This window comes from Pseudoxanthomonas sp., from assembly GCF_051953815.1.
Classification (GTDB): domain Bacteria; phylum Pseudomonadota; class Gammaproteobacteria; order Xanthomonadales; family Xanthomonadaceae; genus Pseudoxanthomonas_A.
In genome coordinates this window covers 1-19560 of sequence record NZ_JBQCIJ010000017.1, presented here as the reverse complement: position 1 = coordinate 19560, position 19560 = coordinate 1, and the positions used below count along the sequence as shown (strand labels likewise).

The following is a 19560-nucleotide window of genomic DNA, read 5'->3' as shown; positions in this document are numbered from 1 at the left end:
CATCAGCACGCCGAGCAGCACCAGCAGCAGCCCGCTGCACACGGTCGCGGCGCGGTGGCCGAACATGCCCGACAGGCGCGGCCGCACCAGCTTCTCCAGCCACGCCAGCGGCCGCGAGATGTGGCGCAGGAAGCGGGCCAGCGCGCCGCGGTGCGGCCCGCGCCTGGCAACCGCCTTCGGCAGCCACGGCTGGCGGCGGCCGGCAAGCAGCTGGACGCCGACCAGCACGGTGAGCGGACCGCTGATCGCGCCGCCGCCGGGGATCGGGATGAACGCGGGCAGCGCGGAAATCAGCAGCAGCAGACCGAATGCGCGCCGGCCTACGCCAGCGAGCATGCCCGACAGCGGCAGGATCTCGTCCGGATCGCCTTCCGCCAGCGCCGCCAGCAGTGCGCGGACGCCGGGCTCAGACGTCATCGCCGGCCTCGCCATCGCCGATACGCTGCAGCAGCAGCTTGTCCACGCGCGGGCCGTCCAGGTCCACCACCTCGATCCGCCAGCCGCCCCACGCGTAGTGCTCGCCGGTATTGGGGATGCGCCCGAAGTGCGCGATCGCCATGCCGGCGGCGGTGTGGTAGTCGTGCTCCTCCTCGCCGGGCAGCGCGCCGTCGACCAGCAGCGAGCCGTCCTCGCGCACGATCACCGCGGCCTTGGTGTCGGCGTGCTCGCCGGACTGCACGCGCCCGATCACCGCGCCCATCAGGTCGTTGAGGGTGACCAGACCGGTGACGTCGCCGTATTCGTCGACCACCAGCGCCAGCGACTGCTGTTCCTCGCGGAAGATTTCCAGCAGCTTCATGGCGTGGGTGGATTCGGAAACGAACAGCGGCTCGCGCAGGTTGCGGAAGATTTCCGGCGAGCGATCCGCGAACCGGTCCAGCAGCGATTTGACTTCCAGCACGCCGACCACGTCCTGGTCGCCGGCGCGGTAGACCGGGAAGCGCGAGAACTGCGATTCGCGCATGACCTTGAGGTTGTCCTCGTAGCCGGCGGCGGTATCCAGCCAGACGATCTTCTTGCGCGGGGTCATCAGGCTGTCGGCGGTGCGATCGCCCAGGCGCAGCACCCGGTTCATCATGTTGCGCTCGTCGACGTCGATGACGCCCTGCTCGTGGCTCTCGGTCACCAGCAGGCGGATTTCCTCTTCGGTCACCGCGCCGCGGTTGTCGTCGCGGATGCCGAACAGGCGCAGCACGGCGCGGTTGATCGCACCCAGCACGAACACGACCGGACGGGCGATGCGCGACAGCCAGTCCAGCGGAATCGCCACCGCCGAGGCGATGGCCTCGGCGTTGGTCAGCGCCAGTCGCTTGGGAATCAATTCACCGAAGATGACCTGGCCCGCGGTGATGAGGGTCACGGCGGTACCGATGCCGATCGGACGGGCGTACTGCTGGACGCCCGGCACCAGATTGGCCAGCCAGCCGGCGATGATCGCGCCGATGGCGTCGCCGCCGAACACACCGGCCAGGATGCCGATCAGGGTGATGCCGACCTGGACCGTGGACAGCAGGTTGTCCGGATGCTCGGCCAGGTGCAGGGCGACGCGGGCGCCCCGGCTGTCCTGGGCCATCTGCTTGAGCTTGAGCTTGCGCGAGGTCATCAGGGCCATCTCCGACAGGGCGAAGAAGGCGTTCAGGATGATCAGCGCGACGACGATCAGCAGTTCAAGCACGGCGGCCCTCCGTCATGGCCGGAGGGGGCGTCGCGGGGGACGCGGTTCGTGGGCGACAGTGCGCGGGGGAGGTAGGGTCGTCTTCCATAGATTGCACCCCTCGGGGTGCTCGGGGAGTGTACCAAACCTGGGCCGGCCGGCTCGTGGCGGGGGGCCGGGAAGGCCTTCCGGGAGCCGGGGGCGTCGCCAGGATGGTCACTAAACAGTCATAATTCCGCCCCTAAAGCCGTCCGCCCCGCGACGGCGGGATTCCCCCGATGTTCTCGCTGCAGACCATTTTCGGCTCCGGCCAGCAGTTCTACACCCTGCTCGAGGAGGCCGCCGAGGCCGCCCTGGACAGCGCCAAGGCGCTCCACTCGATGATGAAGGAAAGCGACCGCCAGCCGGCGCTGGACGCCTTCAAGCTGGCCCGCCTGCGCGAGCGCGCGACCTCGGACAAGATCAGCCAGGCCCTGGTCGACAGCTTCATCACCCCGATCGAGCGCGAGGACATCGAGGCGCTGGGCTCGGCCCTGTACAAGATTCCCAAGCAGATCGAGAAGTTCGCCGATCGCTACTCGCTGGCCCTGCAGCACCTGGAAGGCATCGACTTCGCGCCGCGCGCGGCGATGCTGGAGCAGGCCGCCGCGGTGGTGGTGGAGATGGTCCACGAACTGAAGAAGATGAACATCGATCGCATGACCGCGCTCAACGAGAAGCTGCGCGCGATCGAGAACGAAGCCGACCGGCTGATGCTGGAGCTGTACCGCGACATCTATTCCGGCCGCCTGGATCACCTGCAGATGTTCCTGCTGAAGGAGTTCTTCGAGATCCTGGAGAAGGCCATCGACCGCTGCCGCGAGGCCGGCGTGGTGGCCTACCAGATCGTGCTGAAGAACAGCTGAGGATCGCCCCATGCTGACCCTGGTCCTGGTGGTGATCCTGGCCGCGCTCGTGTTCGAGTTCATCAACGGCTTCCACGACACCGCCAATTCCATCGCCACCGTGGTCGCCACCAAGGTGCTCTCGCCCGGACAGGCGGTGATGCTGGCGGCGATCATGAACCTGGTGGGCGCGCTGACCGGCACCGCGGTCGCCAAGACGATTGCCTCGGGCCTGATCGATACCGGCGTGGTCGAAGTGACCTCGCAGGTGATCCTGTGCGCGCTGCTCGGCGGCATCGTCTGGAACCTGATCACCTGGTGGAAAGGCCTGCCGTCCTCGTCTTCGCACGCGCTGATCGGCGGCCTGTGCGGCGCCGCGCTGGCCGCCGCGCACAACGACTGGGCGGCGCTGATCTGGTCCGAGAGCGTCGGCAACTGGGCCAAGAACAAGGGCATCCTGTGGAAGGTCGTGGTGCCGATGATCAGCTCGCCGATCGCCGGCTTCCTGCTCGGCATCGGGGTGATGCTGCTGTTGTGGGGCCTGATCGCATTGCTCTCACGGGCGACGGGCTGGCTGCGCCGGCTGGCGCGCCCGAACTTCGTCAACAAGTTCTTCGGCAAGGCGCAGATCCTGTCGGCGGCCTACATGGGCTACGCGCACGGCCACAACGACGCGCAGAAGACCATGGGCATCATCGCGCTGACCCTGTTCGGCGCCGAGGCGACCGGCGCATTGAACGATCTGCCGGGCTGGCTGGCCTTCCTGCATCCGGGCAGCGCCGGCGAGCAGGACATCGCGACCTGGATCGTGCTGACCTGCGCGGTGGTGATGGCGCTGGGCACCGCTTCCGGCGGCTGGAAGATCATCAAGACGCTGGGCCACAAGATGGTCAAGCTGCATCCGATCAACGGCTTCGCCGCGGAAACCAGCTCGGCGACGATCCTCACCGTGGCCGCGCATTTCGGCATGCCGGTGTCCACCACCCACAGCATCTCGACCGCGATCATGGGCGTGGGCTTCGCCAAGAACCCGCGCGCGCTGAAGTTCAGCGTGGTCGAGCGGATCATCTGGGCGTGGATCCTGACCATCCCCGCCGCCGGCGGCATCGCCTACGGCCTGCTCAAGCTGCTGCAGGCGATGGGCTGGGCCTGATACGGAAACGGGGAATGGCGAATCGGGAGTCGTGAAAGCGCCGACGAGGGACGCTTTTTTCCGACGATCTCCCTATCCGCCGCACCTGATTCCCGCGCTCAGAGCAAATCACCCTCGGCGGAGAGGGCGCGTTCCATGCGATCGCCCAGGCCGCCGATTTCCAGCACCAGCCGGTCCACTTCGGCCGGGGTCAGGCCGTCGTAGGGACGGTTCTCGCAGAGTTGCAGGTAGGGCACGCCGTCGAGCTCGCCGATGGCGAGGTAGCCCACGCTGCTGTGCCAGTTGAAGCCGAGCGCGCGGCGCGCGTCGACGCCGGTGATGGGGGCGATGACCGTGCTCACCCGCAGGTAGCTGCGCTCGTCGTCGTTGCTCAGCTCGGACAGGAAGATGGCCTGGTGCCGGCTACCGCTGTCCAGTGACAGTTCCACGCAGGCCACGTAGGGTTCCTGCACCGACACCCGGTAGCCGGACGTGGTCAGGTGGCTGCGGATCTGTTCGAAATTCTTCATGGCGTGGCGGGCTCGGGAAATTCCAGAACCGTATGGTAGGCCGGTTTGCGCCGGCCGGGGTAGCCAGCGGACGGGGCAGGGGCCACACTTCGGGCATTCTCCGACCGGAATCCCCCGCATGGCCGAAGCGACACCGGAAGCGAAGATTCTCGCGGCGATCCGCGCGATTCCACGCGGGCAGGTCGCCGGCTACGGCGAGGTCGCGCGGCGCGCCGGCCTGCCCGGCCGCGCCCGGATGGTGGCGCGGATCCTGAGCAACAACGATGACGCGCGATTGCCCTGGCACCGGGTGCTGCGCTCGGATGGCCGCATCGCGTTCCCCGAGGGCTCGCGTGGTTACCGCGAACAGAGCCAGCGCCTGCGCGCGGAGGGCGTGCGGGTGGAGCAGGGCCGGGTGCGCGGGGTGAAAGCTGCACGGACGCTGGACGAGGCGCTTTGGGGACCTCCGGGCGGCTGAAGCTCCGCGGTTATCATGGCGGCGTCCCCGAAGGATGCGAGCCATGTTTCCTCCCGTGCTGCCGGTTACCCGCGCGCTGCTGATCGCCAACGTGGTGGTGTTCCTGCTCCAGATGTTCCTGGGCGATGCCGTCACCGCTCCATTCATGCAATGGCCGATCGATTTCACCGGTGTTGGCACCGGTGACGGCGGTTTCATGCTGTGGCAACCGCTCACCAGTGGTTTCATGCACGGCGGACCAGGTCATCTTTTCTTCAATATGCTGGCCCTGTGGATGTTCGGTTCGCCGCTGGAGGCCACCTGGGGCGAGAAGCGCTTCACCACGTACTACTTTGTCTGCCTCATCGGCGCCAATCTGTGCCAGTTGTTGGTGAGTTCCTGGGCGCTGGCCAGCGGTGGTTACGCCATTCCTTCGCTCGGCGCCTCGGGCGCGATATTCGGCCTGCTGCTGGGTTACGGGATGCTGTTCCCGAACCAGCGCATGATCGTGTTCCCGATTCCGATGGAGATCCGCGCGCGCACGCTGGTCATCATCTATGGCGTGCTGGCCCTCTTTTTCGGCATCACCGGAACGCAGGCCGGCGTGGCCCACTTCGCGCACCTGGGCGGAATGATCTTCGGCTGGTTGATGATCCGCTACTGGCGCGGCCAGCCGCCGTTCGGCAAGCGCCGGCCGCCGGGGCCGCGGATGCGCATCGTCAAGTAGCGGATCCGGCCGAAAGCCGTCCCGCGGATCAAATCATCCATGAAAAACGGCGCGTTTCCGCGCCGTTTTTCATTGCAGGACCGGCAGTGGTCTCAGCGCCACTTGCCGATCAGTTCCGCGTCCTTGCGCTGCATCGGCTGACCCGGTTTGCAGCTGAAGGCCTGGCCGAACGCGGCCTGGTTGGACAGCGGCGCGTTCGTGCGCCACAGGCCCGGAGCCCGCACGTCGGTGGCGGCGCGCTGGGCCGCTTCGGTGGCGTCCATGCGCTGCGCCCACAACTGCGCCCATGCCTTGAAGAACGACTGCCTGGCCGGTACGGCCGCCTGCGGTTCGGCGGTGATGAAGGCGTCCCAGGCCAGTTCGACACCGGCCAGGTCGGCCAGCGCCTCGTCCTGGACCAGCTTGCCGTTGACCTTGACGTTCTTCAGTTCCGGATAGGCGAAGGCATCGTACTGCGCGGCGATCTTCGCGCCGATGTCGTTCCAGGCGGTCAGGTCGGACGCGGTCCACCAGTCGCGCAGGTCGCCCTTGGCATCGACCATGCGACCCTTGTTGTCGAAGCCGCGGCTGAGCTCGTGGCCGACCAGCGCGCCGTAGGAACCGTACTGGCTGGCGGCGTCGCGCTTGGGGTCGAACACGGGCGGCTGCAGGACGGCGGCGGTGACGATCAGGCGGTTCTGCGCCAGGTCGTAGGCCAGCGCCGGCTGCTGCGGCAGCACGTCCCAGCGGCGATCCGCGTTGCCCTTGCCGATCCGCTTCATCTCCTCGCGGTGGCGCCAGGTCGAGGCGATCAGCATGTTGCCGCCGAAGCTGCCGCGGCCCATCGGCTGCACGCTGTAATCGACGTCGCGGTGCGGCGTGCCGACTTCGATCTTGAGCTTGCCCAGCTTGGCCTTGGCCTCGGCCTTGGCACCGTCGCTCAGCCAGGTGGCGCGCTCGATCGCGCGGCCCAGCGCATCGCGCACCTGCCCGGCGATCGCCTCGGCCTGCTGATCGCTGGCCTTGGGCAGGTAGCGTTCGGCGTATTCCTTGCCCAGCATCGGGCCGGCGGCGAGATTGATCGCGTTCAGCACCTGCTGCCAGCGGGCCGGCTGCGTGGTCTCGCCGCGCAGGACCTTGCCACGGAACTCGAAATCGGCGTCGCGGAAGGACTTGGCCAGGTAGGGCGCCATGGCATCGCCCACGCGCCAGCGCAGGTAGGCCTTCCACTGGTCCGGCTTGAGGCTGGCGACCAGCGCGTCGATCTGCTTGAACAGCGCCGGGTCGGCCAGCGACACGGTGTCGTCGTTGACACCCTGGGCCTTGAGGAAGGCGTCGATCTGGAGGTTGCGGTACTGCTTGCCCAGATCCTTGGTGGCGACCGGGGCGAAGTTGGACATCGGGTTGCGCAGATCCAGCAGCGGCTTGGATACCTGGGCCAGCCGGGTTTCCAGATCCAGCACCGCCTGCGCGTCGGCGTCGAGACGGTTCTGGGCGGTGCCGGTGAGGGCGAGGATCTGCTTCACGTAGGCGCGATAGCGATCCATCACCTGTTTGGTGTCGGCGTCGGTGCGGGTGTAGTAGGCCGGATCCGGCAGGCCCAGGCCGCCCTGCATGAAGTAGCCGATATGGCGATCCAGCGCGCGCAGGTCCACGTCCGGGCTGAAGTTGAACGCGACCGGGATGCCGACCTGGTGCAGCGCGGCGATCGCCGGGGCGACATCCTTGGCCTTCTTGATGGCGTTGATGCGATCCAGCAGCGGCGCGATCGGCCTGGCGCCGTCGGCCTCCACCGCGGCCTCGTCCAGACCGCTGGCCCAGAAATCGCCCAGCAGTTTCTGCACCTGGCCCTGCGGCGACTGCATCGCCGCCTGCAGCAGATCGCGCTGCTGCTGCTCGGCGTTGCCGCGCAGCTGGCCCAGCGCGCTGGTGCCCGGGGTGGTGTTGGCCTTCAGCCAGTCGGCGTTGGCGTGGCTGTAGAAATCGCTGCAGGCGGCGCTGACGGCGGGGGCGCGCGGCGCCTTCTTCTTGGCGGCTTCGGCCTGCGGGATGCCCAGCGCGGCGACCAGGGCGAAAGCGAGCAGGGAGGGGTGGCCAAGGGCGGCGCGGGTCTTCGACATCAGGGAATCCGTGGTTCTGGAGTTGGCGGATTCTAGCAAGCAGGGCCCGGATTCCCTGAACGCGGCGCACACTTCCCCGCGTATCCGGAAACGACGAAGGCCCGGGATTTCCCGGGCCTTCGAGGGGTGTTGCCGGACGTAGTCCGGATTACCAGATCACGACCTGCTTGTCGCCGTCGCGGACCATCGCATCGCCGGCCTTGCACTGGAACGCGGCGGCGAACGCCGGCAGGTTGGACGGCGCGCCGATGGCGCGGAAGTTGGCCGGCGCGTGCGGGTCGGTCTTCAGGCGCACGGTCAGTTCTTCCGGAGTGAAGCTGCGGCGCCACACGGTGGCCCAGTTCAGGAAGAAGCGCTGATCGCGGGTCAGGCCGTCGGTCTTCGGATCCGGCGTGGCCTCGGTGGCCTTCTTCATCGCTTCGTACGCGGTGGCCAGGCCGCCCAGATCGGCGATGTTCTCGCCCAGGGTCAGCTTGCCGTTGACCTTGCCGCCGCCTTCGGTGGTGTAGCCGTCGAACTGGTTCACCAGCTTGCCGGTCAGGCCGGAGAACGCCTTGGCGTCGCCGTCGGTCCACCACACTTCCATGTTGCCGGTCGGCCCGAAGCGCGAACCCTGGTCGTCGTAGCCGTGGATCATCTCGTGGCCGATCACCGCGCCGATGCCGCCGTAGTTCATTTCATCCGTGGCGTTGGGATCGAAGAACGGCGGCTGCAGGATGGCGGCCGGGAACACGATCTCGTTCTGCAGCGGGTTGTAGTAGGCGTTGACCATCTGCGGCGGCATGCCCCATTCGGTCTTGTCCACCGGCTTGCCGATCTTGCCCAGGTTCCACTTGTAGTTGAACTCCTGCGCGGCCAGCACGTTGCCGATGTAGCTGTCGCGGCTGGTGGCCAGGCCGGTCCATTCGCGCCACTTGTCGGGATAGCCGATCTTCGGGGTGAAGGTCTCCCACTTGGCGATGGCCTTCTGCTTGGTTTCCGCGCTCATCCACGGCAGGTTCTCCAGGCGGCTCTTCAGCGCGGTGCGCAGGTTGCCGACCAGGGTTTCCATCTTGGCCTTGGATTCGGCCGGGAAGGCGACCTTCACGTACATCTGGCCCAGCGCTTCGCCGGCTTCGCCTTCCACGGTGTCGAGCACGCGCTTCCAGCGCGGCTTGATTTCCTTCTGCCCGCGCAGGGTCTTGGCGTAGAAGTTGAAGTTCTCGTTGACGAAGGCGTCGCTCAGGTACGGCGACGCGCCATCGACGGTGTGGAAGCGCAGGTAGGCGCGCCAGGTCGCCGGATCGGTATCGCCCAGCATCTTGCTCACTTCCTGGTGGAAGCCCGGCATGGCCAGCGAGAACTTGTCCGCCTTCACGCCCTGCGATTCGAAGAACCGGGTCCAGGAGAAGTTCGGGGTCAGCTTGTCGGCGTCGGCCAGGGTGACCGGGTTGTAGTACAGCGACACGTCGCGCGAGAGTTCCTCGCTGGTCTTGGAGGCCTTGGCCAGGCGGGTCTCGAACGCGACCACGTCCTTGGCCTGCTTGGCGGCGTCGGCGACGGCCACGCCCGACAGCTCCAGCACCTTGGCGATGTGCGCCTCGTACGCCTGCAGTTTGTCCTTGTTCTCGGCCTTGGTGTAGTACTCCGGATCCGGCAGGCCCAGGCCGCCCTGCGAGGCGTAGGCCAGCACCATCGAGGAATCCTTGAAGTCCGCCTCGCCACCGAAGCCGAACAGGAAGTTGCGGCCCTTGGCGGCGCTGGTGCTCAGGTAGTCGACGATCGCTTCCTTGCTGGCCAGGCCGTCGATGGCCGCCAGGTCGGCCTTGATCGGCTCGATGCCCTGGGCGTTGACCTTGGCTTCGTCCATGCCGGTGGCCCACAGGTCGCCGACGATCTTCTCCACGCCGGTGGCGTTGGCGTGCGCGGCGGCCTGTTCGGCCAGCTGGCGCTGCACGGCGGTGGAGCGCTCATCCAGCATCTCGAACGCGCCCCAACTGGTGCGGTCGCCGGGGATGATGTTGGCGGCCAGCCACTTGCCGTTGGCGTAGCCGGTGAAATCGGCGCAGGCGTTCTTGCTGGTGTCCAGATCCGCGACCTGGAAGCGGTTCACCGGCGGCAGCTTGCTTTCGTCCAGTTTCAATTGCAGCTCGCCGCTGGCCGGCGTGGCCTTGGCGGCGGCGTCGGGCGACGCGGCCTCGTTGGGCTTGGAGCAGCCGGCCAGGGCCGCGGTGACGGCGAGGGACAAGAGAAGCATCTGCGGTTTACGGAAGGTCACTTTCAACTCCGGCCCGGATGGGCATTGGGATAGGTCTGTCCAGACGGACGTGCGCGGACTCTACTCCCCCGCCCGGAAGGGCGGGGGGTGTCGAAGGTCATGGTACGGGGCCGGTCATGGGCGCGGCGTCATGGTCGCCGGCCATGCTAGGGTGGGGCGGACATTGCGGGAGCCGAGGATGCGGATCGAATTCCATGGCGCGGCCGGCGAGGTGACCGGTTCGATGCATCTGCTGCACGCGGCGGGTCGGCGGGTCCTGCTGGACTGCGGAATGATCCAGGGCGGCCGCGAGGCCGAGGCGCGCAACGCCGATCCCTTCCCGTTCGAGCCGGCCTCGCTGGACGCGCTGGTGGTGAGCCACGCCCATATCGACCACATCGGCCGGATTCCGCTGCTGGTCCGGCGCGGCTTCCGCGGTCCGATCTACGCGCAGGCCGCCACCGCCGAACTGATGCCGGTGATGCTGATGGATTCGGCCTCGCTGGCCGAGGCCGATGCCGAACGCGCGAATCGCCGCCGCCGCCACGGCGAACCGGAGATCCTGCCGTTGTACGAACGCGAGGACGTGCAGGCGGCGATGGTGCAGGTGCGGCCGCTGCCGTACGACCAGCGGCAGGCGATCCTGCCGGGGGTGGAGGTGGCGCTCCGCGACGCGGGCCATATCCTGGGGTCCGGCATCGTCGAAGTGTGGGCGGACGGTCGCAAGCTGGTGTTCTCCGGGGACCTGGGCCAGAAGGGCACGCCGATCCTGCGCGACCCCTCGCCGGTGCGCGAGGCGGATCTGGTGCTGATGGAATCCACCTATGGTGATCGCAACCACCGCGATCGTCCCGCCACCGTGCGCGAACTGGGCGACATTCTCGAGCAGGCCTGGTCCGATCGCGGCAACGTGCTGATTCCCGCGTTCGCGGTGGGGCGCAGCCAGGAACTGCTGTACTGGTTCGCGCGTTTCTGGGACGAATGGAAACTGTCGCGCTGGCAGGTGTTCCTGGACAGCCCGATGGCGGGCAAGGTGGTGCAGATCTACGGACGCCACCACGAACTGTTCGACGCGGAGGCGCAGGAGGTCTGGCGCGGCTCGCCCAATCCGTTCCGCCTGCCCAACCTGCACGTCACCGAGAGCACCGCCGAGTCGATGGCGATCAACCAGATCACCAGCGGCGCGATCATCATCGCCGGTTCGGGCATGGCCAATGGCGGCCGCATCCAGCACCACCTCGCCCACAACCTCCAGCGCCAGCGCAGCCACGTGGTGTTCGTCGGCTATCAGGCCGAGGGTACGCTGGGACGGCGGCTGGTCGACGGCGCGCGCTGGGTGCGCATCCATGGCCGCGATCACCGGGTCAACGCGCGGTGCCACACCGCGGGCGGCCTGTCCGCGCATGCGGATCAAAGCGGATTGCTGGCCTGGTACGGCGCTTTCGAACCCTCGCCGCCGGTGGTGCTGGTGCATGGCGAGGACCGCGCGCGCGAAGCGCTGGCCGGCGAACTGGGCGAGCGTTTCGGAGTCGAGGTGGAACTGGCGCGCCCCGGCATGCGGGTGGACGCCTGAGCGTCGCGCGCGACGCCGTTCAGGGCGTCGCGGCGGCGTGGCTGACGCTGCGGTTGCGGCCGGCCTGCTTGGCCTGGTAAAGCGCGGCGTCTGCGCGTTCGAACACTTCGGCCGCGTCCAGGTTGTCGCCGGCCTGGGTGGTGTGGATGCCGATGCTGGCGGTGAACGGCGGCGCATCCAGCGCGCGCTCGGTGCGGGCGGCCAGGTTGGCCAGGTCGACATGGATGGTGGTGGCGATGGTCGCCGCCGCCTGCGCGGAGGTTTCCGGCAGCAGCACCGCGAACTCGTCGCCGCCCAGGCGAGCGATCACGTCGCGCGGCCGGCGCGCGCGTCCGCGCAGCACCCGCGCCAGCAGCCGCAGCACGGCGTCGCCGCTGGCGTGGCCCTGGCTGTCGTTGAGCTGTTTGAAGTGATCGATGTCCAGCAACAGCAGCGACATCGGCAGGTGGGTGCGCTGGATCGCGCGCAGTTCCTGCTCCAGCGCATGGTTGAACTTGTTGCGGTTGCCCAGGCCGGTCAGCGGATCGGTCTGCGCGGCGCGCTGGGTGCGGCGGATCAGGCGATACACCCACACCGAGGCGCCGATGGCCAGCACCAGCAGGGTGGCCGAGGCCGGGAACCACAGTCGCGCGAACTGCAGCAGCAGCAGCGACAGCAGCAGGGTGAGGGCGATCGTCGCCAGCGCCGGCCGCCAGATCTGGCGGAACACCGGAAATCCGCACAGCACCATCGGCAGCGAGACCAGCAGGATCGACAGCAGCAGTTGCCCGGCCAGCGACATCGGAGTGATCGCGGTGCCCTGGATCAGCATGTTGAGCACGTTGGCCTCGTACTCCACGCCGGTCAGGCCGCGCCCGCCGCTCTGGCCCGGCACGCTGACGGTGTCGCCCATGCCCATCGCGGTGGTGCCCACCAGGATCCAGCGCCCCTGCAGCAGCGAAGCCGGCACCCGCTGATGGATGACGTCGGTGTAGGAGACCTGCGGGAAACCGTTGGGTGGGCGGGCGTAGGGAATCAGCACGCGATGATCGCGCACCCACCGCAGCGGTGACGCCTGCTCCTGATCCGACAGGCGCTCGCCGGGCAGATCATCGTTCTGCGGCAGCGGCTGATCCAGTTGGCTGAGCGCCAGCGCCAGCGCGGGCCAGCGCGGCGAGCCCTGGCCGGCGCGCAGATAGGCGCTGCGCACCACGCCGTCGTTGTCCGCGGCCAGGTCCACGTGGCCCAGCGAGGCGACCGAGGCGGAAAATTCCGGAATTGGCAGCAGTTCCACCAGCGGCCCGTTGACCTGGGTCGCCTCGGCCAGCACCGGCAGTACCACCTTGCCGTGGCGGCTCATCGCCCGCGCCAGCAAGGCGTCGCCTTCCGGATCGAACAGGGCCGGTTCGGACAGCAGCAGATCCAGGCCGACGCCGCGCACGCCGATGCGGCCGAGCTCGTCGATCAGCCGGGCATGCTGGCGCCGCGACCACGGCCAGCGTCCGAGCTCGCTCAGGCTTTTCTCGTCGATGGCGACGATGGCGATGCGGTTGTCGGCTTCTTCCGAAACCAGCGGGCCGAGCCGGTCGTAAAGCCACTGATCCATGCGCGCGACCAGCCCGGTCAGGATCAGGCAGGCCACGATCGCCGACGCGCCCAGCGCGATCAGCAGGCGGCTCCTGGGCTTGGGCAGGGAGGGCGAGGTGGTCATAGGCTCAGCAGGATCAGCAGCGCGCCCGCGCCGGCGCCGACACGGCACAGGCGGCAGGGCAGCTTGATCTTCTGGGCGGGCGCGAATTCACCGACTTCGCCATCGGTGTCGATGGCTTGCGCGCGCAGGTACCAGGTGCCGCCGGCGATCTTGGGCAGGGTGATCTCGGGCCGCTCAACCACCTCGTCCACGCGCAGGCGCTCGAACGACGGCGAGCGCGACATCTGGAAACGGTAGCGCTGGCCGGGCTGGCCGGCGCGCCAATGGAAGGTGATGCCGTCGGCGCGCGCGCCGTCCTTGTCCAGATCGATGTCGTCGATCGGATCCAGCGGCCTGACCGTGAACTCGATGGCGTCTCCAAACGGCCCCTTTTTCCCCTGGGCATCGATGCTGCCCACGCGCCAATAGTACGCGCCCGGCGCAAGCGGCTCTGGGACGGTGATCGCTTCTCCGCGCACGTCGTCGCCCTGCGCGATCGGAGCGCGGAACTCGGGGTTGTCCGCCACTTCGTAGCGATAGCGATGGGCCTCGGGCGCCTGTGTCCAGCGCAGCGCCGGACGGTTCTGGCGGACCTGGCCGCCGGCCGCCGGAGCCACGGCGTAGGGCGGCACCGGATGTCCCTCGATCCGGAACGCCGTCTCGGCCTCGCGGCCTTCCAGCCCCTGCGCATCGACCGCAGTCACCCGCAGGTGGTACTGGCCGGGTTCCAGCGCCGGCGCGGCAAGCCGGGGATCGTTGGTGGCGAGATCGGCGGTGAGCGCGGCGAAATCCGCGTGCCGGCTGATCAGGACCCGGTAGCCGCTGGCGCCAGCGACGGCGGGCCAGGCGAACTGCGGACGGACGCTGTCCTGTTCCGCGGCAATCGAGGCGAGATCGGGTGCGGGCAGCAGCACGACCGGTCGCAACGGACCGGCGTCGCCGGCCTGCGCGTGGGCGCCGAAGCCCGGCTTGAGCAGGGCCGCGCGCACGCCGGCGCTGACCGCCACGCGGCCATCCAGCACTTCGGCGCGGGTGCCTTGCTCGCCGGTAGAAATGCGGAAGCGGGTGCCGCGCACGGCCGAGGACGCGGTGGGGGTATCGACGATGAACTGCGCGCCCGGACCGCGCAGATGGCGGACCTCGTTGTTGATGCGCCCCCGCTGCAGGCGCAGGTGGGTGTCGACCATGCCGGTGCGTCCGTAGCGGGTGAGTCTATCCAGCACCAGTTCGCTGCCTTCGCGCAGGCGCAGGCGGGAGCCGTCGGCGAACTGCAGACTCAGCGAAGCGCCGAGCGCGGTCAGCAGGCGACTGCCGGAACCCAGCTCCATGCCTTCGTTGACCGGACGTTCCGCGCCCGAGGACGTCACCGCGGTGGCCTTGCCGACCAGCGCGATCACGCGCGCCTGCGCCGGCTGTTGGCGCAACCATGTCAACGGAATGCGCAAACGGCTACCCGGCGCGAGCCGGTACGGATCGGTGATGCGGTTATGCTGCTGGAGCCGATGCCAGTCGACTCCGGGTTTGAGATAGGCGCCGCCGAGATCCCACAGGGTATCGCCGGGTCGGACCCGATAGACCCAGTCCTCGGCGAAGGCGGGGACGCAGGCCGATGCCAGGGCCAGCAGAAGCCCCGCGCGGATTCCCACCCCCCGGACGAACGTCATGATCGCCAAGCCTGTCCCCTGCCATCCAGTTTGCGTGCTGAATCACAATTATAGGCGAGCGCGCCACCGGGCAGTGGCCGGTGGCGGCCATGGCTTCCGTTTGGGCGACCGGGCGGGAGAGCGTACGTGAGCCAGGCGATCCGGGACGTCCTGCTGATTGGCGGGGGCCACAACGGCCTGGTCTGCGCCGCCTACCTGGCGCGGGCCGGATTGAAGGTGACCGTGCTGGAGCGGCGCGGGGTGCTGGGCGGGGCGGCGGTCACCGAGGAGTTCCATCCCGGTTTCCGCAATTCGGTGGCCTCCTATACGGTCTCGCTGCTGCAGCCCCGGGTCATCGCGGATCTGGATCTCGCCGGCCACGGGCTGCGGGTGGTCGAGCGCCGCCGCAACAATTTCCTGCCGCTGCCCGAGGGCGGCTATCTGCTGACCGGCGCCGGCCAGACCCGCGCCGAGTTCGCCAAGTTCTCCGCGCGCGACGCCGAACGGCTGCCGGCCTACGAGGCGCGGCTGGACGCCATCGCCGACGTGCTGCGCGCCCTCGCGCTGGAGCCGCCGCCGAACCTGACCGACGGCGGCTGGTGGAAGGCGTTGCCGGAACTGCTGCGCGCCGCCCGCCTGGGGCGCCAGTTGCACACGCTGGACGAAACCCTGCGCCAGGAGCTGCTGGATCTGTTCACCATCTCGGCCGGCGAGTATCTCGACCGCTGGTTCGAGAGCGAGCCGGTGAAGGCGCTGTTCGGTTTCGACGGCGTGGTCGGCAACTACGCCAGTCCGTACACGCCCGGTTCGGCCTACGTGCTGCTGCATCACGTGTTCGGCGAGGTGAACGGGGTCAAGGGCGCCTGGGGCCACGCCATCGGCGGCATGGGCGCGATCACCCGGGCGATGGCCGGCGCGGCGCGCGCGGCCGGCGCCGAACTGCGCACCGGCGCGGGCGTCCGCGAAGTGCTGGTGGAACGCGGCCGCGCGGTGGGCGTGGTGACCGCCGAGGGCGAAACCCTGCGCGCCCGCGCGGTGGTCGCCAACGTCAATCCCAAGCTGCTGTACGAACAGTTGATGCGCGCCGACGACGTGCCCGCGCCGACCCGCGAGCGGATGGCGAACTGGCGCTGCGGCTCCGGCACCTTCCGCATGAATGTCGCGCTGTCGCGATTGCCGGATTTCACCGCCTTGCCGGGCGAGGGCGATCACCTGACCGCCGGCATCATCCTCGCGCCGAGCCTGGACTACATGGATCGCGCCTATCGCGACGCGCAGGCGCAGGGCTGGTCGAACGAACCAATAGTGGAAATGCTGATTCCCTCCACCCTCGACGATTCACTCGCGCCGCCGGGACAGCACGTCGCCAGCCTGTTCTGCCAGCACGTGGCGCCGGTGCTGCCGGGCGGACGCAGTTGGGACGATCACCGCGACGCGGTCGCGGACCGGATGATCGCCACGGTGGATCGCTTCGCGCCCGGTTTCGCCGATTCGGTGCTGGGGCGGCAGGTGCTGAGTCCGCTGGATCTGGAGCGTACCTTCGGCCTGATCGGCGGCGACATCTTCCACGGCGCGCTTTCGCTCAACCAGTTGTTCAGTGCGCGTCCGATGCTGGGCCAGGCCGGTTATCGCGGCGCGGTGCCGGGCCTGTACCTGTGCGGCGCCGGCACCCATCCGGGTGGCGGCGTGACCGGCGCGCCGGGCCACAACGCGGCGCGCGTGATCCTGGCGGATCTGAAATAGGGGATCAGGGCTGGCGGAACAGCGCGGCGATTTCCACGGCGGTGCGATAGGGCTCCGGATCGTTGCGGTTGCTCAGCAGGATGACGGTGAGCTTTTCCTTCGGATAGCGCACGATCACGTTGCGGAAGCCGATGCTCTCGCCGGAATGCCAGACCGCGTCGCCGTTGATGCGCCAGCCGAAGCCGTAGTACGGCACGTCCGGTTCATGCGTGGGCGTGGCATGGCTGAAGGCCAGGTCGAGCGACGCTTTCTTCAGCAGGCGCTCGTCGTAGAGCGCCGCGTCCCAGCGCGCCAGATCCGTGATCGAGGAATAGATGCCGCCGTCGCCCAGCACGGCGCTGGTCGGACTCTGGTCGGTGCGCTGCCAGCGGCCATCGGTTTCGCTGTAGCCGTAGGCGCGGTTGACCACGGTGGAGACGCCTTCTTCCAGGGCCACGGTATCGGCCATGCCCAGCGGCAGGAAGATGCGCTGGCGCAGGAAGCTGGCGAAATCCTGTCCCGATGCCTTGCCGACGATCAGCGCCAGCAGTGCATAGCCGCTGTTGCTGTAGCGGTACGAGCTGCCGGGCGTGAAATAGGTGCGGTCCTGGCCTTCGAGGAGGTGCAGCACGTCGATGTCGTGCAGCTGCCCCTTCAGATCCGCGGGCATGACGTCTTCGTAGTCGATCAGGCCGGAGGTGTGGCTGAGCAGGTGACGGAGGGTGATCGCATCCGCGGCAGCCGGCAGCGAGGGCAGCCAGCGCTTGACCGGATCGTCCAGCCGCAGCTTGCCGTCCTCGGCCAGCAGCAGGATGCTGGCGGCGGTGAACTGCTTGGTGACCGAAGCCAGGCGGTAGTTGGTCTTCGGCGAGGCCGGCACGCGATCTTCCAGATTGGCCAGGCCGAAGCCGCGCTCGACCACGGGCTGGCCGTCCTTCAGCACCAGCAGGGAGGCGCCCGGCACCTGGCCGTCGTAGCGCTGCATCAGGCGGACGATGGCCGCGTCGCGGCCGGCGTCGGATCCGGCGGCCGCCGTCGTTCCGGCGTGGACCGCCGCTGGCAGGAACAGTGCCGTCATCAGCAGCAACGGCAGCAGGCGCGCGGTCCGCGACAGATTCATCCAGCCTCTCCCCGGTTTGAATGGAAGGCGGAGCATAGCCGGTGCGGACGTGGCGCGCAGCGCCGGGCTGGAAGGGCGGCGCGTCGCCGACGCTTTCCGCGGATCGGTTCAGTCCGCCGCCGCTTCCTGCCGCAACTGGTGTTCGCGGTCTTCGCCCAGATAGCGGCGGATGGCGTGCCGCATCAGGTAGAGCAGCGGGATCAGCGCGATCGCGGCGAGCATCTTGTACACGTAGTTGACCGAACTGACCGCCAGGAACAGCGAGGTCGGCCATTTCTGCGGCCCCAGCACGAACGCGATCCAGATGACCACGAAGCTGTCGACCAGCTGCGAGATGGCGGTCGAGCCGGTGGCGCGCAGCCAGACCATGCGCTCGCCGGTGGCCGCGCGGATGCGATGGAACACCGCCACGTCGATCAGCTGCCCGATCAGGAACGCGATGATCGAACCGACGATCGACCACATGCCCTGGCCGAAGATAGCGGCGAACGCAGCCTGGTAGTCCGGCACGCCCTGCTGCTCGGCGGCCTTGACCCACCAGCCGGCCGGCGCGGCGGCGATCGCCAGGAAGGCGAACACGAAGCCGTACACGATCAGGGCCACCGCCATCCAGGAGATGAAGCGCACGCCGCGGCGGCCGAAGAACTCGTTGATGGTGTCGGTGAGGATGAACACGAACGGCCACAGCAGGGTGCCGACCGTGAAGTTCAGCGAGCCGCTCTGGCCGAACAGGTTCCACTCCAGCGGGGCGATGCCGAGGGTGTCCTCCAGGGCGAAGATCTTGACCCCGATGAACTCGGCCAGCACCGCGTTGACGCAGAAGAACGCCGCCAATGCGATGAACAACCGTACCGCGCGATCATCGAGGGTACGGCCATTCATCGTCGTCATCGATCAGCGCTCTCCCGCGCGGGTGAAGGGCATGGACTCCGGCGATACCGCGCCGCCGGAGATGATGAAGCTCATCGCCTGATCCACCGTCCAGTCGGTCGGGGTCAGCAGTTCCACCGGCACGATCTCCAGGTAGCCGGAAGTCGGGTTGGGCGTGGTGGGCACATACACCGCCGCCAGTTCGCGACCGGTGCCTTCCTCGCGGATCACCCGGGTCACCAGTCCCACCGATTTCATGTCGCGGTGGGGGAAGTCGATCAGCACCACGCGCTGGGTGCCATCGGGCTGGGTCTGCAGGATGTCGAGCAGCTTGCGCGCGCTGCCGTACACGGTGCTGGCGAGCGGAATCCGGCCGACCAGCGCCTCGAACCAGCGCAGCAGCCGCTGCCCGACCACCCGCCGCGCCATCCAGCCCGAGAGCAGGATCACCACCAGCGTCGCCAGCAATGCCAGCGCGGTCTGCACCCAGCTGTCGTTGAGCCAGCCCCAGCGCTGCGGCTGGCCGGTCGCGATGTTGTGCAGCACCGGCCCGATCAGCGGCCGGCTGATGTCCGACAGCAGGACGAACACGAACTTGACCACCACCCAGGTCAACCAGATCGGCAGCAGGGTGAGCAGGCCGGTGAGGAACAGGCGCTGCAGGCGCTGTCCGGTCGAGGGCGGGGCGGGCATGCGCGGATTCTAAACGCGGGTCGGCGCCGGCGGTCGCCGGACGGTTGCAAAGGCCGGGCGGCGGCTACAGTTCGCGCACCAGGCGGAAGCCGACGTCGTCGTAGCCGCGCTCGGGATCCAGCGCGCGCTGGCCGCTTTCTCCGCGCCAGCTGCGGCCCGCGCTGAGCCGTTCGCGGCAGCCGCTGGTGCACTCGTCCAGCCATTCGGCCATCGGCTTGCCGGGTTCGCTGGCGGGCAGCGCGCGCGCCTCGCTGGCGCGAGGCAGGCGGTAGCTGTGGCCGGTGCGGCGGCCCAGCCACTGCGCGTAGGCATTGGCGTCGGCCCAGGACACGCACACCACCGGTTGCGATGCGACCTGCTCAAAGCCGGGCGACTTCCACGAGATCGGCTTGACGATCCGCAGCAGCGAGATGCGGGTGCGGCACAGGGCCGCCTCCCGCCCCGTGGCGGCGGCGAAGCGCGCGTAGTCGGCGCGACTGACCTGGCGGGTCGCGGCGGCGACCAGGCCGTTGGCCGCGGACACCAGGCGCATGCCGGGATCGTCCGGCAGCGCGTCGCCCATGCCCGGGATG

Annotated in this window: 17 protein-coding genes; 6 read left to right on the top strand and 11 right to left on the bottom strand. The window is 68.6% G+C overall.

Annotated elements, in window-relative coordinates; translation table 11 throughout:
- Both ACTHN1_RS04690 and ACTHN1_RS04685 read right to left on the bottom strand, forming a co-directional pair.
- Positions 1–417, bottom strand: a 417-nt coding sequence (locus ACTHN1_RS04690) for an exopolysaccharide biosynthesis protein (RefSeq protein WP_440469797.1), incomplete at its 3' end; no start/stop codon positions are given.
- On the bottom strand, positions 407–1675 hold the full coding sequence (locus tag ACTHN1_RS04685; protein WP_440469796.1) for a hemolysin family protein: 1269 nt from the start codon (positions 1673–1675) through the stop codon (positions 407–409). The genes ACTHN1_RS04690 and ACTHN1_RS04685, both read right to left, overlap by 11 nt.
- 257 nt (positions 1676–1932) lie before the next feature.
- On the opposite strand from ACTHN1_RS04685, the gene ACTHN1_RS04680 reads away from it, so the two are divergent.
- A complete protein-coding gene (locus ACTHN1_RS04680; RefSeq protein ID WP_440469795.1) occupies positions 1933–2559 on the top strand; it encodes a DUF47 domain-containing protein in 627 nt (208 codons plus the stop codon).
- Between the two features lie 10 nt (positions 2560–2569).
- Positions 2570–3691 (top strand): anion permease, encoded by a 1122-nt coding sequence (locus ACTHN1_RS04675; protein ID WP_440469794.1) that lies wholly within the window; start codon positions 2570–2572, stop codon positions 3689–3691.
- 98 nt (positions 3692–3789) lie between these two features.
- Here ACTHN1_RS04675 and ACTHN1_RS04670 read toward each other — a convergent pair whose 3' ends face one another.
- Positions 3790–4200 (bottom strand): hypothetical protein, encoded by a 411-nt coding sequence (locus ACTHN1_RS04670; RefSeq protein ID WP_141453614.1) that lies wholly within the window; start codon positions 4198–4200, stop codon positions 3790–3792.
- Between the two features lie 118 nt (positions 4201–4318).
- Here ACTHN1_RS04670 and ACTHN1_RS04665 point away from each other — a divergent pair, with 118 nt between their 5' ends.
- Entirely contained in the window at positions 4319–4657 is a 339-nt protein-coding gene (locus ACTHN1_RS04665; protein ID WP_440469793.1) for an MGMT family protein, read from the top strand.
- A 43-nt stretch (positions 4658–4700) separates the two neighbouring features.
- Complete coding sequence (locus ACTHN1_RS04660; RefSeq protein ID WP_440469792.1) at positions 4701–5363, top strand: rhomboid family intramembrane serine protease; 663 nt, start codon at positions 4701–4703, stop codon at positions 5361–5363.
- 92 nt (positions 5364–5455) lie between these two features.
- Here ACTHN1_RS04660 and ACTHN1_RS04655 read toward each other — a convergent pair whose 3' ends face one another.
- Both ACTHN1_RS04655 and ACTHN1_RS04650 read right to left on the bottom strand, forming a co-directional pair.
- Positions 5456–7462, bottom strand: coding sequence for a M13 family metallopeptidase (locus ACTHN1_RS04655; protein ID WP_440469791.1), 2007 nt, complete (start codon positions 7460–7462; stop codon positions 5456–5458).
- 148 nt (positions 7463–7610) lie between these two features.
- Entirely contained in the window at positions 7611–9698 is a 2088-nt protein-coding gene (locus ACTHN1_RS04650; RefSeq protein ID WP_440469790.1) for a M13 family metallopeptidase, read from the bottom strand.
- A 199-nt stretch (positions 9699–9897) separates the two neighbouring features.
- Between ACTHN1_RS04650 and ACTHN1_RS04645 the strand changes: the two genes are divergently transcribed.
- On the top strand, positions 9898–11271 hold the full coding sequence (locus ACTHN1_RS04645) for an MBL fold metallo-hydrolase RNA specificity domain-containing protein (RefSeq protein ID WP_440469789.1): 1374 nt from the start codon (positions 9898–9900) through the stop codon (positions 11269–11271).
- Between the two features lie 19 nt (positions 11272–11290).
- On the opposite strand, the gene ACTHN1_RS04640 is transcribed toward ACTHN1_RS04645, so the two are convergent.
- The gene (locus ACTHN1_RS04640) at positions 11291–12961 is read right to left on the bottom strand and encodes a CHASE2 domain-containing protein (RefSeq protein ID WP_440469788.1); all 1671 of its coding nucleotides are present in this window, start codon (positions 12959–12961) and stop codon (positions 11291–11293) included.
- On the bottom strand, positions 12958–14604 hold the full coding sequence (locus tag ACTHN1_RS04635; protein ID WP_440469787.1) for a FecR domain-containing protein: 1647 nt from the start codon (positions 14602–14604) through the stop codon (positions 12958–12960). Before ACTHN1_RS04635 ends, ACTHN1_RS04640 begins: the two co-directional genes overlap by 4 nt.
- 126 nt (positions 14605–14730) lie before the next feature.
- On the opposite strand from ACTHN1_RS04635, the gene ACTHN1_RS04630 reads away from it, so the two are divergent.
- Positions 14731–16326: a phytoene desaturase family protein gene (locus ACTHN1_RS04630; protein WP_440469786.1), complete on the top strand. Its 1596-nt coding sequence runs from the start codon at positions 14731–14733 to the stop codon at positions 16324–16326.
- 4 nt (positions 16327–16330) lie between these two features.
- Here the strand turns inward: ACTHN1_RS04630 and ACTHN1_RS04625 are convergent, their stop codons facing one another.
- The 4 genes from ACTHN1_RS04625 to ACTHN1_RS04610 form a co-directional block, all read right to left on the bottom strand.
- On the bottom strand, positions 16331–17425 hold the full coding sequence (locus ACTHN1_RS04625; RefSeq protein WP_440469785.1) for a serine hydrolase domain-containing protein: 1095 nt from the start codon (positions 17423–17425) through the stop codon (positions 16331–16333).
- A 108-nt stretch (positions 17426–17533) separates the two neighbouring features.
- The gene (locus ACTHN1_RS04620; RefSeq protein ID WP_440469784.1) at positions 17534–18307 is read right to left on the bottom strand and encodes a queuosine precursor transporter; all 774 of its coding nucleotides are present in this window, start codon (positions 18305–18307) and stop codon (positions 17534–17536) included.
- 12 nt (positions 18308–18319) lie between these two features.
- Complete coding sequence (locus tag ACTHN1_RS04615) at positions 18320–18988, bottom strand: DUF502 domain-containing protein (protein ID WP_440469783.1); 669 nt, start codon at positions 18986–18988, stop codon at positions 18320–18322.
- 64 nt (positions 18989–19052) lie between these two features.
- Positions 19053–19560, bottom strand: a 508-nt coding sequence (locus tag ACTHN1_RS04610; protein WP_440469782.1) for an SUMF1/EgtB/PvdO family nonheme iron enzyme, incomplete at its 5' end; no start/stop codon positions are given.

Bases quoted from the DNA above. Each gene is read 5' to 3' on its own strand.
- ACTHN1_RS04680 (WP_440469795.1), top strand. From the start codon at position 1,933: ATGTTCTCGCTGCAGACCATTTTCGGCTCCGGCCAGCAGTTCTACACC.
- ACTHN1_RS04675 (WP_440469794.1), top strand. From the start codon at position 2,570: ATGCTGACCCTGGTCCTGGTGGTGATCCTGGCCGCGCTCGTGTTCGAG.
- ACTHN1_RS04670 (WP_141453614.1), bottom strand. From the start codon at position 4,200: ATGAAGAATTTCGAACAGATCCGCAGCCACCTGACCACGTCCGGCTAC.
- ACTHN1_RS04665 (WP_440469793.1), top strand. From the start codon at position 4,319: ATGGCCGAAGCGACACCGGAAGCGAAGATTCTCGCGGCGATCCGCGCG.
- ACTHN1_RS04660 (WP_440469792.1), top strand. From the start codon at position 4,701: ATGTTTCCTCCCGTGCTGCCGGTTACCCGCGCGCTGCTGATCGCCAAC.
- ACTHN1_RS04655 (WP_440469791.1), bottom strand. From the start codon at position 7,462: ATGTCGAAGACCCGCGCCGCCCTTGGCCACCCCTCCCTGCTCGCTTTC.
- ACTHN1_RS04650 (WP_440469790.1), bottom strand. From the start codon at position 9,698: ATGCTTCTCTTGTCCCTCGCCGTCACCGCGGCCCTGGCCGGCTGCTCC.
- ACTHN1_RS04645 (WP_440469789.1), top strand. From the start codon at position 9,898: ATGCGGATCGAATTCCATGGCGCGGCCGGCGAGGTGACCGGTTCGATG.
- ACTHN1_RS04640 (WP_440469788.1), bottom strand. From the start codon at position 12,961: ATGACCACCTCGCCCTCCCTGCCCAAGCCCAGGAGCCGCCTGCTGATC.
- ACTHN1_RS04635 (WP_440469787.1), bottom strand. From the start codon at position 14,604: ATGACGTTCGTCCGGGGGGTGGGAATCCGCGCGGGGCTTCTGCTGGCC.
- ACTHN1_RS04625 (WP_440469785.1), bottom strand. From the start codon at position 17,425: ATGAATCTGTCGCGGACCGCGCGCCTGCTGCCGTTGCTGCTGATGACG.
- ACTHN1_RS04620 (WP_440469784.1), bottom strand. From the start codon at position 18,307: ATGAATGGCCGTACCCTCGATGATCGCGCGGTACGGTTGTTCATCGCA.
- ACTHN1_RS04615 (WP_440469783.1), bottom strand. From the start codon at position 18,988: ATGCCCGCCCCGCCCTCGACCGGACAGCGCCTGCAGCGCCTGTTCCTC.